This is a genomic window from Paraburkholderia sp. Ac-20342, from assembly GCF_017104985.1.
In the GTDB taxonomy this organism is placed as follows: Bacteria; Pseudomonadota; Gammaproteobacteria; order Burkholderiales; family Burkholderiaceae; genus Paraburkholderia.
The window spans coordinates 69,805-83,310 of sequence record NZ_JAAGPQ010000005.1 but is presented as its reverse complement, the minus strand read 5'-3'; the positions used below and the strand labels follow the sequence as shown (position 1 = coordinate 83,310).

At 62.4% G+C, this 13,506-nt stretch carries 11 protein-coding genes; 8 read left to right on the top strand and 3 right to left on the bottom strand.

Translation table 11 applies throughout. The annotated features are described in order from the left end of the window. Positions 1-81 precede the first annotated feature (81 nt). Positions 82-1,743 carry a hypothetical protein gene (locus tag G3N58_RS03435; protein WP_167282975.1) on the top strand — a complete coding sequence of 554 codons (1,662 nt, stop codon included), beginning with the start codon at positions 82-84 and terminating at the stop codon, positions 1,741-1,743. A gap of 992 nt (positions 1,744-2,735) precedes the next feature. On the opposite strand, the gene G3N58_RS03430 is transcribed toward G3N58_RS03435, so the two are convergent. Next, a complete protein-coding gene (locus tag G3N58_RS03430) occupies positions 2,736-3,521 on the bottom strand; it encodes an IclR family transcriptional regulator (RefSeq protein ID WP_205998477.1) in 786 nt (261 codons plus the stop codon). Between the two features lie 187 nt (positions 3,522-3,708). On the opposite strand from G3N58_RS03430, the gene G3N58_RS03425 reads away from it, so the two are divergent. Together G3N58_RS03425 and G3N58_RS03420 are read left to right on the top strand one after the other, a co-directional pair. Then, positions 3,709-4,992 carry an MFS transporter gene (locus G3N58_RS03425; protein ID WP_167047215.1) on the top strand — a complete coding sequence of 428 codons (1,284 nt, stop codon included), beginning with the start codon at positions 3,709-3,711 and terminating at the stop codon, positions 4,990-4,992. Positions 4,993-4,996: 4 nt separating this feature from the next. Then, a complete protein-coding gene (locus G3N58_RS03420; protein ID WP_167046999.1) occupies positions 4,997-5,443 on the top strand; it encodes a type II 3-dehydroquinate dehydratase in 447 nt (148 codons plus the stop codon). 5 nt (positions 5,444-5,448) lie between these two features. On the opposite strand, the gene G3N58_RS03415 is transcribed toward G3N58_RS03420, so the two are convergent. After that, positions 5,449-6,141: an NnrU family protein gene (locus tag G3N58_RS03415; protein WP_167282979.1), complete on the bottom strand. Its 693-nt coding sequence runs from the start codon at positions 6,139-6,141 to the stop codon at positions 5,449-5,451. 366 nt (positions 6,142-6,507) lie between these two features. Continuing rightward, positions 6,508-7,458 (bottom strand): ring-cleaving dioxygenase, encoded by a 951-nt coding sequence (locus tag G3N58_RS03410; protein WP_167047218.1) that lies wholly within the window; start codon positions 7,456-7,458, stop codon positions 6,508-6,510. A gap of 270 nt (positions 7,459-7,728) precedes the next feature. Between G3N58_RS03410 and G3N58_RS03405 the strand changes: the two genes are divergently transcribed. The 5 genes from G3N58_RS03405 to G3N58_RS03385 all read left to right on the top strand — a co-directional run bounded on the left by G3N58_RS03405 (position 7,729) and on the right by G3N58_RS03385 (position 13,506). Beyond that, positions 7,729-8,649 carry a LysR substrate-binding domain-containing protein gene (locus G3N58_RS03405; protein ID WP_167047004.1) on the top strand — a complete coding sequence of 307 codons (921 nt, stop codon included), beginning with the start codon at positions 7,729-7,731 and terminating at the stop codon, positions 8,647-8,649. 174 nt (positions 8,650-8,823) lie between these two features. Beyond that, a complete protein-coding gene (locus G3N58_RS03400) occupies positions 8,824-9,942 on the top strand; it encodes an iron-containing alcohol dehydrogenase (protein WP_205998476.1) in 1,119 nt (372 codons plus the stop codon). Beyond that, positions 9,936-11,312, top strand: coding sequence for an amidase (locus tag G3N58_RS03395; protein WP_241016966.1), 1,377 nt, complete (start codon positions 9,936-9,938; stop codon positions 11,310-11,312). Before G3N58_RS03400 ends, G3N58_RS03395 begins: the two co-directional genes overlap by 7 nt. Positions 11,313-11,881: 569 nt before the next feature. Next, positions 11,882-12,130 (top strand): hypothetical protein, encoded by a 249-nt coding sequence (locus tag G3N58_RS03390; RefSeq protein ID WP_205998475.1) that lies wholly within the window; start codon positions 11,882-11,884, stop codon positions 12,128-12,130. Then, complete coding sequence (locus G3N58_RS03385; protein WP_205998474.1) at positions 12,100-13,506, top strand: class I SAM-dependent methyltransferase; 1,407 nt, start codon at positions 12,100-12,102, stop codon at positions 13,504-13,506. Before G3N58_RS03390 ends, G3N58_RS03385 begins: the two co-directional genes overlap by 31 nt.

The window sequence follows — 13,506 nt, the reverse complement described above, 5'->3', positions numbered from 1 at the left end:
ATGAAATGCCGCTACGTTAGTTGTGACTGAGCGCGAGCTCGTCCAACAAGAGGTTTTCAACTCATTACGGAGGTGTTTCAGATGGCCATCGCAACTCCTCGCTCTGCTTTTCGTCCTACCATTCTCGCCCTTGCACTCGCCTGCGCCAGCGCGGGCGCCAGTGCCGATCCGTCTTTCGGCGGACCGGGCCTGCTGGTCGTCAGCCGCAGCGTCTACGACAATATGTCGAGCAACGTGCAGACCGGCACGATCCTGCCGCCCGGCTGCAAGAACACCCAGGTGGGCTGCCCGAGCGGCAACGGCGCCACGAACGACGGCACCTATCCCTATGTCTTCAACAACGCGCTCTACGATGGGAGCTTCGGCATCACGGCACGCATCTTTCTGGATGCCACCACGCCGGACGGCAAAGTCGTGAACTCGCTCGAAGTGCCGAACAGCCTGCATCCCGGCGACGGCCACGACCAGCTCGTGACGAGCTTCAGCTCCAAGTCCGAGCTTGGCCTGAACCTCTCCACGGACGGCCAGTATCTGACGTTCATGGGCTATGTCGCGCCCGTCGACGCCATCGACGTGTCGAACTCGAACACGCCGGGCGCAAACGATCCGACGAATCCGGTTGGCGAGGCGTTCTATCGCGCCGTTGCGCGCGTCGACCAGCAAGGGCATTTCACCTTCACCGAGACCAACGCGTATAGCGGCAACAACGGCCGCAACGCGATTCTCAACAACAACAATGCCAACGGCAATGGCGACGGCTTCTACTACACCGTCGGCAACGCGGGCAACGGTGCAAACCCACAGCCCGTGAACGTGATCCTTGGCGCGGGCTCGCAGTTCATCGAGGCGACGCATCAGCACGAGGCACAGCAAACGCCGGGCACGCCCACGCCGCTCGGCAGCTTTTCCGTCACGCAGCTGGGCGCCCCGGCCGACAAGGTCGGCAAGGACGACAACTTCCGCGGCCTGACCGTGTTCAACAACGTCGTGTACTTCACCAAGGGCAGCGGCGGCAACGGCGTGAATACGGTCTACTTCGTCGATACGACGGGCAACGCCTGCCCCTCGGGCGTGGGCGTGCCCGCACCGGGCGCGAAGCTGCCGACGCAGCCGCTCGCCTACAATCCGGCGACGGTCCAGGCGAGCGGCCTGCCAGACAATGTGTGCGTGCTAGCGGGTTTCCCCAAGACTCCTAACAAAACGGCGACCACGACGGCCTACCCGTTCGGCATCTGGTTCGCCAATGCCAACACGCTCTATGTCTCCGACGAAGGCGACGGTTACGCGGGCGGCACCGATCTCTACACGCACGCTGCGGCTCAGACCACCGCGGGCCTGCAAAAGTGGGTGTATAACGCCGGCACGAAGTCGTGGAAGCTCGCCTACACGCTGCAAAACGGCCTCGGTCTCGGCACGGCCGACACGGTGCCGGGCTACCCGAGCGGCTCGAACAGCGCGACCGGCCTGCCTTGGGCTCCGGCCACCGATGGCCTGCGTAATCTCACGGGCCATATCGATGGCGACGGCACGGTCACCCTCTGGGCCATTACCTCGACCGTGAGCGGCAGCGGCGATCAGGGCGCGGACCCGAACCATCTCGTCGCGATTCGCGACGTGCTGGGCAATACGACGGTGAGCGGCGCGGCGCACGAGAGCTTCGTCACGCTGCGTAAGGCGAACTTCGGCGAGGTGCTGCGTGGCGTCTCGCTCGCGCCGGGCGCGCTCAACGGCCAGTGGTTCTGAGCACGAAGCAGTCTGAAGCAGCCTGAAGAAGTCGCGATGTAAGAGCGGCCGGGTGGCACGCCACCCGGCCGCTCTTATACATGATGAATGCGCCGCGAAAGATAACGACGGCTCGCTGCCACAATCGCCCTATCGGTCGCGGGCTGCAGCTTCGTACGTCCCGACTATGCCGCGAGCATCGCGACGGACACCACGGCTCAACGACATCGGCTCCGAAACTTTCGTGAGCGTTTCGTGAGCGGGCAACAGCCCGCAAAGATTTTCGAGGACACAGCCGCGGCACGTCCAGAATGAGACTGGATCGCACCACTCATCGATCATCGTGATACCGCCGAAGCAATGGATCATTGTGCAGTTCGGGCAACGCCCAGACTCCGCACTTCGATATCGACGAAGCCAACACGCTTGTCAAGGAAGTCGTCCAGGCTATTTCCGCCACACCGTCATGATGCGAAGCGAGCTATGTGCCGGTCGCCGCTAATTGAATCGGTGCACCAGTTGCTCCGCATGCTCGACGGCAGCCTGGCCCTTCCCGGGGTCCTGATGAGAGCCGGGCATCGGCCGATCAGGCTCCAGGTCCATCGACGGGTCAAGGATGCTGGTGTTGGAATACAGGCAGGTCCAGTCGGGCACCTCGGGATTACCCGGATCATGCTCGCACATCCAGTTGATGCCGCATAGGCGGCAACTGTACCGTTGGACCAGTACGGGGCGGCGCTGTAATGGACGCAGTTTCCTCGGACTGTTCAATGCACGCAGTCCGTGGTGAGGCTGGGCCATTTCACTCGCTAGCATTCGCTGACACGCTTCGCAAGCCATCTTGGGTCGTGAAAACCGGTCGATTGAATGTTCAGGGAACGCAGATTAACACAGGAAAAAATTGTCGCCCAGCACCCATCTCGTAGCTGTGAAAATCCATTCTCACGAACTGCGAAGTATCGGCGGAAACGGTGTGCCCGATCGCGCCACGCACGATACGCTCCCGTTGCCGTTCATCCCTTGCCGAGCGGCGGCCGCGTGGGGAATCCGGCCATATTGCTCAGTTGCGCCAGTTCATTGGCCGCCTCGCGCAGCAGCACCGAGTACTCGTGAATCTTCTCGACCGTCAGCCGCACTCTCGGCCCGGCCAGGCTGATGACGCCGACGCAGCGCGAGCCGCTCACCACCGGCGTCGCCACCGCCGACATGCGCGGCGCAAACACCTCGTCGATCATCGCATAGCCACGCACGCGCGCGGCGTGCAGGAAGCCGAGCAGCGCTTTTAGCGTCGTCGGCGCATGGGGGCCGAACTCGTTCGGCTGTCCGAAGCCCTGCTTGAGGACCAGCGCGACCGCCTGTTCGTCGGTCATCGTCATGAGCCATGCATGTCCGGTCGACGTGCACGAAAGCCGCGCGGCCTGGCCCATGTCGGGATCGTAGCGAAAACCCGTGCGCTGTCCGTCCGCTTTCCCGACCCAGATGATCGCCTCCCCGTCCACCAGCGAGAGCCGCGCGAGCTCGCCGGTCTGCGCGGCGACGCGCTCGATGATCGGCTGGGCGATATCCGCGATACCCGTGAGGCTCAGGAATTCGAGGCCATTCGAGGTCATGCGCATCGTCAGGATATAGCGGCTGTGATCGACCAGTTGCCTGACATACCCGCCGTCGACGAGCTCCGCGAGCACGCGGTGGCACGTGCTGCGCGGCAAGGCCAGTGCATCGGCAATGGCCAGCAGACCCGCGCCTTCGCCTTGCGAAGCGAGGAAATCGAGAATTCTCAGGCCGTTTTTAAGCGACATCTCGCGCACTCTTCATGATGTGAAATGTAATTCCGGTGCGGAACGCCCCGCCTTTGCAGCGCAAACAATAGCACCAGTTCGTCGCCACATACGAACGCCCGACCATATCGAACATTGGGGAGACACCATGTCAGTTCTCGCTGACCCAGACATCGCCGCGCGTGAACGATCCGCGCACTCTCACTTGATGGCGCGTCGCGCCGTGGCGGGGGCCACCGTCGGCACCGCGCTGGAATGGTTCGACTTCGCGTTGTACGGCGCTGTCGCGGCCACGCTTTTTCCGCGGCTGTTTTTCCCGTCGCTCGACCCGACCGCCTCGCTGCTCGCGTCGCTGGCGAGCTTCTGGGCCGGGCTCGCCGCCCGCCCGCTCGGCGCGGTGATCTGCGGCATGCTCGGCGACCGCTGGGGCCGCCGCAACCTGATGCTGGTCACGGTCTCGGTGATGGGCGCGTCGTCGTTCCTGATGGGGCTGCTGCCCACTTACCAGCAGGTCGGCATCCTCGCGCCGACGCTGCTCGTCACGCTGCGCATCATCCAGGGTTTCGCGCTCGGCGGGGAATCGACGGGTGCGCAACTGATGGCGGTCGAGCATGCGTCTCCGACACGGCGCGGGCTGTATTCAGGTCTGCTTGGCATCTGCTCGCCGCTTAGCCAGATCCTCGCCAATCTCGCGCTGTTCATGCTGGCAAGCCTGCTGTCGACCGAAGACTTCGAATCCTGGGGATGGAGAGTCCCGTTCCTCGCGAGCTTCGTGCTTCTGCTGCTCGGCATCTATATCCGTATGAAGGTCAGCGAAACGCCGGCCTTCGAAGCGCTCAGAAAGAACGGCGGGCAGGCACGCGCCGCCAATCCGCTCGGCCTCGTCTGCCGCTTCCACTGGCGTACCGCGCTGCGCTTGACCTTGTTCTTCTGCGGTCCGGCAGCGCTGTTCTATCTGATCGTGGTCTTCTCGCTGAGCTATCTGACGAAGAACCTCGGCGTGCCGAAACAGACGGGCTTCATGCTTCTGATGGTCGCCAACGTCTGCGCGATCGTGGGCGCACTGGCGGGCGGCTATCTGAGCGACCGGATCGGACGCAAACGCGCGCTGCTGATCGGTTCGTTCTGCACACTGGTCTGCTGCCTGATCTACTTTCCGATCCTCAACCACGGATCGATCGGCATGACGATGGCCGTGATGGGCGCCTTCCTCGGCTTCACGCAATTCCAGAGCGGCATCCAGCCGGTATGGTTCGCCGAGTCCTTTCCCACCGAGGCGCGCTACACCGGTTCCGCGCTATCGTACTCGGGAGCCAACCTGCTCACCGGCGGGCCGATGCCGATCGTTGCCGTGGCGCTGCTCAATGCGTTTCACGGTTCGCCGTGGGCCATCGTCGCGGTCTGCGGCTCGCTGAACCTGCTCTCCTTCCTCATGATCGCGGTATCGCGCGAAACCCGCGACACGGCCCTCGAACGCTCCACTACACATTGAAACCATGACTCGCAAGCTCTACATCCTGAACGGCTCCAACCTCAACATGCTCGGCATGAGGGAGCCTCAGCTTTACGGCAGCACCACGCTGAAGGACATCGAACGGAACTGCGCCGCGCTGGCCGACACGCTCGGGTTCGACTGCGTATTCCGTCAGACCAACAGCGAAAGCACGCTGATCGACTGGACCCAGGAAGCGTTCCTGCAGGATGCCGCGCTCATCATCAATCCGGCCGGCTTTTCATTCGGACGGATTCCGGTGCTCGACGCGGTCAAGCTGATTCGCCGGCCGGTGGTGGAAGTGCATATCACCAATATCCACCGCCGCTCCGAGGAATACCGCCACTCGACGATCTCGGTGGCGGCCACGGCCGTGATCTGCGGGGCGGGCGCCAACGGTTACCTGCTGGCGATCCGCGCCGTTGACGACCTGTGGGGCGAGCGGAGTTGATTCCGCTACAGCCAGCGCCAGATGCCCGCCGCCATACCGGCGAGCGGGATATGCGCCCAGGTCGCCACGAGCCAGACGACGAGGCCGCCCAGCAGAGCGTGCAACCCGAATCCACCGAACCGCGCGCGGCCGGCGACGATAGCCGCGAACGGCAGATAGCTCGTTCTGGACTCCCAGGCGGGCCACTGATTGGGCTGCAAGCGCTCCTTCTTGCGGTCTTGCAGTGCGGCGCCGACAAGCGCGAGAACGACGATGGCCGCCGCGACGATGATGCTTTTGGTCACGGGGAACACCGCGATGTGGCACAGCCCCCACAGCGCGAACGACCACATCATCGGGTGACGCGTCACCGCGTAAACGCCGAGTGCCGCTTCCGGGAACGAGCCGGGCCGGCCACCCGTGGGCAGCGCCGGGTTTCGGATCAGGGAGCCCATCAGAAGAATCGAAGCGATCAGCATGACCACGGTCACGATCGCCCAGAGCGTGTTGCCTGCTGGCCAGAGTGGCGCCGTCAGCGGTGCCTTTCGATAAGCGAGAATCAGCCAGCCGAACGTCAGGAGTGCAATCAGCGAATAGACGCCCTGGAAGCCCGCTTCGCCAATTGCGCCGACCAGGCGGCTGCGCAACGGATGGGACAATAGGAAATGGCTGCCGACGAAAACGACGGCAGCCGCCAGCACTGCATTGATGCTTCCCATGGGCTCGGCTCCTCAAGTGTCATGAGTTCGACTTCCAGTATGTCGATTGCCGTCTGAGTTGCCACGGATTGGTTGGAAATAGGTGGGCCGCTACAACTTCCCGGCAATTCGCGAAAAGCTGCTTGCCATATTACATGTCCTCGTACGGTTCGTTCTACCAATGCGCGGTTTGAGGAGATTGGCCACAAACCGCCGGCGGCGCTTTTCTGTCGGGTATTCGCGGGTGGCGGACGAGCGTCGGCTGGGAACAGGAGATCGTCCGCACCTCATGCCCATGGCGCTGACAAATCGCCTGCACACTGCCTCGCGAACACGCCTTCCGTTCCGACCCGCCCACATCGTTACCCGCGCGCGCCGACCACAACATCACACGGCAATCGGCTCCAGCCGCCCGAGCAGTTCATCTTTGCGCTCCCTGAGCCAAGGCGGCAACTGGAACTCCTCGCCGAAATGTCCTGGTTCTTCGTCGATGGCAAAGCCGATATCGGTTGTCGCCGCTTCGAAAATAACGCCGCCGGGCATCTTGAAGTACATCGAACGAAAGTAGTTCCGGTCGACCGATTCCGATGTGTCGATATAGCCGAGCCCCATCAGCTTCGTCTTGAGTGCATCCTGATCGTGCTTGCTGTCCACCGCAAACGCGACGTGATGAACCGTGCCTTCGCCATAGATCGTCGAACCCTGGTGACGATCCGGCTCGTGAAGAAATTCGACGACCATCCCGGGCCCGCCCGTATGCGTCTCGAAGCGATGGTAAGGCCCGGACTCTCCGACATAGCGAAAATCGAGAACCTCGCTCATGAACGGGATCGACTCCGACACCTCGCGCAGCGAGAGCGTAACGCTATGCACGCCGCGCACGGCAACGTCTTCCGGAATATCGTCGGTCGTGCAAGGCTGCCTTGTATCGGCGTCCGTCTCCACGAGATCGAACTCGATGCCGCACGGATGCTGGAACCGTTGACGTTTTTCGCCGAAGCGCTCGGTCACCGCATCGTCGTGCGCCACCCCCATGGCACTGAATCGTGCCCGCCAGAACCCGAGCGAATCGCGCGGCACCGAATAGTTGATGACCCGCACCTGTCCCGATCCGGCCCGTGCCTTGACGCCCTTCTGCCTGAACGGAAACGAGGTCACCAGGGTTCCCGGCTCGCCATCCGGATTGCCGTAGTACAGGTGATAGATCGGATCTTTCCCGTCGAACAATACCGTCTTCTTGACAAGCTTCTGCCCGAGAAGCTTCACATAGAAACTGACGTCCTCCTGCGCGCCGCCCACCCCCGCCGTCAAGTGATGAAATCCTTTGATCGCTACCATGATTGCCTCCTGCCTGAAATGGTTTCTCACATCCAATCGCGAAGATCGTGACTGATCCTGATTGGTCACCGAAAGCTTAGTCGGTACGTTTCGATTGAGAAAACATTGCCGGTTGAACGATAAGTTCGACGATGGCGAACGATCATGAAATAGCGCGCCGCGCACTGCCCGCGAGACCCGCCCTCTCGCGCCGCACGCAGTACACTGTGCCCCACCCGGCTCCGTGTGGAGCCGCAAGCGCGGCCGCAAACCATCGACAAGGCGAAAACAATGCTTGACCTGAAGGACGTCTACTTCTTTGTACAGGTTGCCGACCGTGGCGGATTCACCTCCGCCGGCGACATGCTCGGGGTCCAGAAGTCCACGCTGAGCCACCGCATCAAGGAACTCGAAGCTTTCCTGGGCGTTCGCCTGATCAACCGTACGTCAAGGCAGTTTTCCATGACCGAGGTCGGCGCGGAGTTCTATCAATACGCGGTTGCGCTGCTGCGTAGCGCGGAAGTCGCCGAAGAAGCCATGCGCCAGCGGCTCGCCGAGCCTAGCGGGGTCATCCGCATTACCGCCCCGATCGAAATTGCGCAATACATCCTGCGCGATGTGCTGCCGGCCTTCCTGCGCGCGCATCCGAAAGTGTCCATCCACGAAAACGCGACGGATCGCCTGGTCGACATCGTGGGCGAAGGCTACGATCTTGCGATTCGCGGACACGCTACGAGGCTTCAGGATTCCAATCTGATTCAACGGCCGCTGACGAGCGCGCCATGGTATCTGTTTGCCAGCCCCGAATACCTCGAACAGAACCCGCCACTCGAACGTCCCGAACAGCTCGAAGCGCACACGACGCTCTCGATCGCCCGCAAAGGTCCGTCGCAATGGCAACTCCAGGGGCCGAGCGGCGAACTCGTCACGGTCCCGATCGCGCCACGCTACCAGAGCAACAACCTGATTTCGCTCAAAGAGGCCGCGAGCACCAATCTCGGCATCGCGGCGCTGCCCGGCTATATCTGCCGCGCCGAACTGCAAGCCGGCACGCTCCGTCAGCTATTGCCCGGATGGATCGCCGCCGAAGCGCATATTTCCGCGCTGATCCCTTACCGCAAGGGACTGCTTCCGGCCGTACGATCACTCGTCGATTTCCTCGCGGCGGAACTGCCCAGAGTGATGGCTTTCGGCCAGGCATCGACTTCCTGAGCCCACACCGCCGCGCGCTTTCCGCATGACAGCGGCGCGACGTGCGCCGTTCACGCCACGTTCGATTTTTCTGGACGCTGCGTTCACGCAGCGCGTATTCCAGAACGTGGCGCGATCCCCTATCCTGGTCTCCATCGGAACATGACAGACAACGTTCTCCCTGGAGCAGAATCGATGCAACGTCTCAACTGGCTTCCCCACGGCGCGATCTACTGGGGACGTGACATCCTCGCGGAATCGGCGGCGGCACTCGGACAGCACGGCATTGGACGGCCGCTGGTTTTTACGGTCGAGCGTCTGCGGCCATTCTACGAACAGCATCTGTCCGCCCATCTCGAACAAGCCGTGGGCATCTTCAGCCAACTGCCGGCCCACGCCCCGGACACGGCCGTTCGACATGGCCTCGACGAAGCCGTGCGGCTCGGCGCCGATTCGATCGTCGCGCTCGGCGGCGGCTCCGTTCTCGACGCGGCCAAGGCCGCCTCGCACTTTCACCACGAGCGCACGGGGCGCTTTCTGCCGATTGCCGCTTTTCCCACCACCCTGTCGGGAGCGGAGTTTTCGCACTATTTCGGCGTCACGGAAACCCAGGGGCCGGAGCCGTTCAAACGAAGCTACGCGGTCCGCGATACGGTGCCCAAAGTCGTGGCGCTCGATCCGAGGCTGCTATTGAATACGCCTCGCGAGCTCCTGCTGACTTCGGCGATCAAGGGAATCGACCATGCCGTGGAAGGCATGCGGGAAGTCGATGTGGCGCATCCGCATGCGGTGCTGGCGTCAGCGGGCGTCGAGCGATTTTTCTCGGTGCTCGAAAAGTGGCCGCACGGGCTCGAGACCCGCGACGCCCTGGAGCAGGGCCTCATTACGCTCGACGATCTGCTGCAACTCCAGCTCGCTGCGTGGCAATGTTATTTCTTCCCCGCATCGGTCCTCTATGGTCTGAGCCACCGCATCGGGCACATCCTCGGGGGTACGTTCGGCCTGCCGCATAGCGCGACTTCGTGCATCACGCTGGCGCCGGTATTGCGCGCCAGCACGGACCGCTACGGCGACAAACTGCGGATCTTTTGCGCCGGTGCCCCGCACAAAGAAGCCGCGTTTCTGCTGGCCGGCAGGATATCGGCATGCGTCGAACGGCTCGGTTTGCCATCGAGGCTGAGAGACCTCCGTTTCGATCAAGCTCATCTCGTCAAGGTTGCCGAACTGCTCCAGAAGAACTATCCGACCGAAGTCGGCGACCTGAACGATCACAGCCCGGCCGCACTCGAAACGTTTCTGGAGCATCTATGGTAACGAGTCACAATGCGATGGTCTCCGACGAGACGACCCGCGCGCCGGGTTTGCGTGACGCGCTCACCGCGCTACGCAGTGCACGCGCGACCTCCCGCGAGCTGACGGAGTCGGCGCTCGAACGTGCGGAGTACAGCAGGAAGCAGTTCAATGCGTTCTCGGTGATCGATTGGGATCACGCCTTGCGCGCGGCTTCCGAGAGCGATCGACGCTATGCCGCGGGCCAGCCGAGGCCGCTCGAAGGCATGCCGATCGCGGTCAAGGATCTGATCGACACTCGCGGTATCGAAACACGTTATGGTTCGCCGGCTTATCTGGGCCATATTCCCGACGCCGACGCCGATATCGTCAGGACACTCGTGGAAAAAGGCGCGATCGTCATCGGCAAAACGACCACCCACGAGTTTGCCTGGGGCGTCACGACATCGAGCACGGCATTCGGCGATACCCTGAATCCGCTGGACACGCATCGCATACCCGGCGGATCGAGCGGCGGCGCGGCAGCGGCGATCGCGGCCGGCGCCGTGGCGGCAGGACTGGGCACCGACACGGGCGGCTCGGTCCGGATACCCGCCGCACTCTGCGGAGTCGCAGGCTTCAAACCGACTTTGGGCAAGCTGTCGACGCGCGGCATTTTTCCGCTTGCTCCGAGCGTCGATCATCCGGGCTTCCTTGGCCGCAATGTCGACGACATTCTGATCCTGGCCGGCGCCAGCAACATCGACATCTGCGAAAGCGATGCATGGCTCTCCGCGCGGCTCGGCGTCATCCATTCCATTCCGCCGGTGCCGCTCAGCGCGGAAGTCGCCACGGCATTCGAGCATGCGGTGGGCAAACTCAGCGGCGTATTCGCGATGGAGCACGTCGAGACGAAGACACTCTTCGACGGCGTGTACGATTCGTTCGCCACCATCGTGCTGACCGAAGGCAGTATCGAACACCTGCGACGAAACCCGTTGTCCCGCATTGCTGCCGGCTATGGCGCGGAGACCCAGGAGCGGCTCGCGATGGCGCAGGACAGGACGATTCGCGGCTACGCGGACGCGCAGCAGACGAGGCATGCATTCATTCAACGGCTACACGCGGCTCTCGCGACAGTCGATTATCTGCTCCTGCCGACCTGTCCGTGCGTGGCACCGTTGACGGGCATGCAGACCCTGTCCATAGGTGCCTGGTCGGGGACCGTGCGGCAAGCGCTCATGAATTACACGGCGCCGTTCAACGTGTCGGGCTTTCCCGCGATCTCCATTCCGCTTGCATCGCCCACGGATTCGCTGCCCGTTGCCATGCAGATCGTGGCAAGGCCAGGCGACGATGGCGCGCTTCTGAAAGTCGCGAGCGAGGTCGAGTGCATTTTGGGCGGTGTTCGATAGGTGGCTTGACAGCCTGTCATGCTGTCGACACGAGGTCCGCAAACCGCGTCGTCTTTGCCTCGCATGCACGCACCAATTACAGAGGTAGCGAATGGCACCGAGTACGAGATATACGAGAAACACGACCACAGATTCATGCGCGGCCTATAGCAAAACAACTCCAGCTTCTCGCCGAGATTCACCCCAAGAAAAACACACTATTGAAACGAAGATAGTGTTGCCCCGCCGCAATATCCGGAGAGCTATGCGCCATGCACAATTCGCAATGCGCGACTCTCGCACTCACGCCCCTTAATCATCCGAATATAGCGCCCTGGCAAGCTGCTCCGCAGCTTGCCTTCGTTTTCCATACGCCGCCTGTCGAGTGCCGCCGGAAAGCCTCGCCGACGAAATCCTCGCTGCACGACAGCATTCTTTTTTATCAGTAGAATGCTGCAATCGCACAGGCCCATTTCGTTCCGCAATCCGTTCCGAAACCGGCCTTCAGCGCCTTGGCTAACGAGTCCCGTTAAAACCGTGGTGCCGTTAGCGCATGTGCTGTCGCGAGGCGACGCGTGCAGGACAGAGGCATGACCTGTCTCGCCGATGCAGTTCGGGAAGAAGTGGTGCCCACCCAGAAAAAACCGGTTGCCGTGGCGGCAACTGAAATACCGATGGCGACGCTTCAGCGTCTGAACGAGGGAAACCATCGGTGCCAAGCTGGCCGACCTGCCAGCCTGGCTGCTCTGGGGTATGGCGCACCAAATTTCAAACCAGCTTCTCGTAGTACTTACCTGGCCGCAATATTGTGTATTACAAAACGCAAATCGATCCGGTAGTGAGCTTCCTCAACTCGCAAGGCGAGCAGGTACGGGGCACGATCATCAATCTCCAGCGCAAGTCCCTGGTGATGGAAGTCTATAACCCCTACTCGATCGTCCAGGTCAGCGAGGTGCTGAGCGACCTGTCGGTCAAGATGGGCGTGGAACACGTCTATTCGGGCAAGGCCGTCGTCATCAGCATGGTCAATACGGGCCTGACGGCCATTGTCTCCGTCACGCTGATCGCCGAGTGGCGGGAACTGAGCGGCGGCACGCTCGAAGCGCGCGCGGTGGGGGAAGAAGCCAGCCGCTTCGTGCAGGACTGGACCGAGCGTTTCCAGATCCGCCGTGACTACCAGATCGCGGTCAACCAGATCCGGGCGTTTCTCTCGGACATGTCGCGCTGGGTCGAGCAGGCGGACCTGGGCGACACCATGCCGAAGGAAGGCAAAAGCCTGCGCGAGGACTTTTTCCTCGAACTGGCATCGCCGCTGATGGAAAAGACCAAGCTCTACTTCGACGAATTCGAAGGCGAAGCGCGCCTCGTCGACGAAGAACTGGCGCCGGCGCACCGTGCCTTTGCCCAGGCCGCGCTCCATCCGCTGCTGCTGCGCTCGCCCTTCGTCTTCCGCACCTTCACGAAGCCGCTCGGCTATGCCGGCGACTACCAGATGGTCAACCAGATGCTCGACGATCCCCGCCAGGGCCCGAGCACGTACTTCCAGATCGTCAACGCGGCCTTCCTGCAGACGGCCGTGGCACGCGCGCACCGCAATCGCATCGATCTGCTGGTGGACTACCTGACCCGGCTGGCCAACGAAGCGCGCGCTGCACAGCGGCCGTTCCGGGTGCTGAACGTGGGTTGCGGCCCCGCTCAGGAAATCCAGCGCTTCATGCATGAATACAACGAACCGGAGTGGCTGTCGTTCGAGCTGCTCGACTTCAGCCAGGAGACTCTGGACTGGACGCGCGAGCGCCTCGGGTCCATCGCGCAGAAACAGGCCGCGCGCATGAGCATCAGCTACACGCACGATTCGGTCCATCACCTGCTCAAGCGCCGCATGGATGCGGATGCGGCGGACGTCCGCGAGTTCGACGCGGTCTATTGCGCGGGCCTGTTCGACTACCTGTCGGACAAGGTCTGTGCGCGGCTGAACCAGTATTTCGCCAGCCGTATCCGCCGCGGCGGCCGCCTGCTGGTCACCAACGTCCACGCCGACAACCCGGAGCGCTTCAGCATGGAACACGTGCTGGAGTGGTACCTGATCTATCGCAACGAGGCGCAGATGGCCGACATCATGCCGGAGAACTGCGGCGAGCCGCGTCTGTACACGGACCCGACCGGCGTTAACGTGTTCGCCGAGGCGGTGATCGGCCCGCAACAAGTAGCCTGA

What these genes read in the sequence shown, in the direction of transcription:
- G3N58_RS03405 (WP_167047004.1), top strand. Translation starts at nt 7,729, where the DNA reads ATGCTTGACCTGAAGGACGTCTACTTCTTTGTACAGGTTGCCGACCGT.
- G3N58_RS03435 (WP_167282975.1), top strand. Translation starts at nt 82, where the DNA reads ATGGCCATCGCAACTCCTCGCTCTGCTTTTCGTCCTACCATTCTCGCC.
- G3N58_RS03420 (WP_167046999.1), top strand. Translation starts at nt 4,997, where the DNA reads ATGACTCGCAAGCTCTACATCCTGAACGGCTCCAACCTCAACATGCTC.
- G3N58_RS03415 (WP_167282979.1), bottom strand. Translation starts at nt 6,141, where the DNA reads ATGGGAAGCATCAATGCAGTGCTGGCGGCTGCCGTCGTTTTCGTCGGC.
- G3N58_RS03390 (WP_205998475.1), top strand. Translation starts at nt 11,882, where the DNA reads ATGACCTGTCTCGCCGATGCAGTTCGGGAAGAAGTGGTGCCCACCCAG.
- G3N58_RS03395 (WP_241016966.1), top strand. Translation starts at nt 9,936, where the DNA reads ATGGTAACGAGTCACAATGCGATGGTCTCCGACGAGACGACCCGCGCG.
- G3N58_RS03400 (WP_205998476.1), top strand. Translation starts at nt 8,824, where the DNA reads ATGCAACGTCTCAACTGGCTTCCCCACGGCGCGATCTACTGGGGACGT.
- G3N58_RS03410 (WP_167047218.1), bottom strand. Translation starts at nt 7,458, where the DNA reads ATGGTAGCGATCAAAGGATTTCATCACTTGACGGCGGGGGTGGGCGGC.
- G3N58_RS03425 (WP_167047215.1), top strand. Translation starts at nt 3,709, where the DNA reads ATGGCGCGTCGCGCCGTGGCGGGGGCCACCGTCGGCACCGCGCTGGAA.
- G3N58_RS03430 (WP_205998477.1), bottom strand. Translation starts at nt 3,521, where the DNA reads ATGTCGCTTAAAAACGGCCTGAGAATTCTCGATTTCCTCGCTTCGCAA.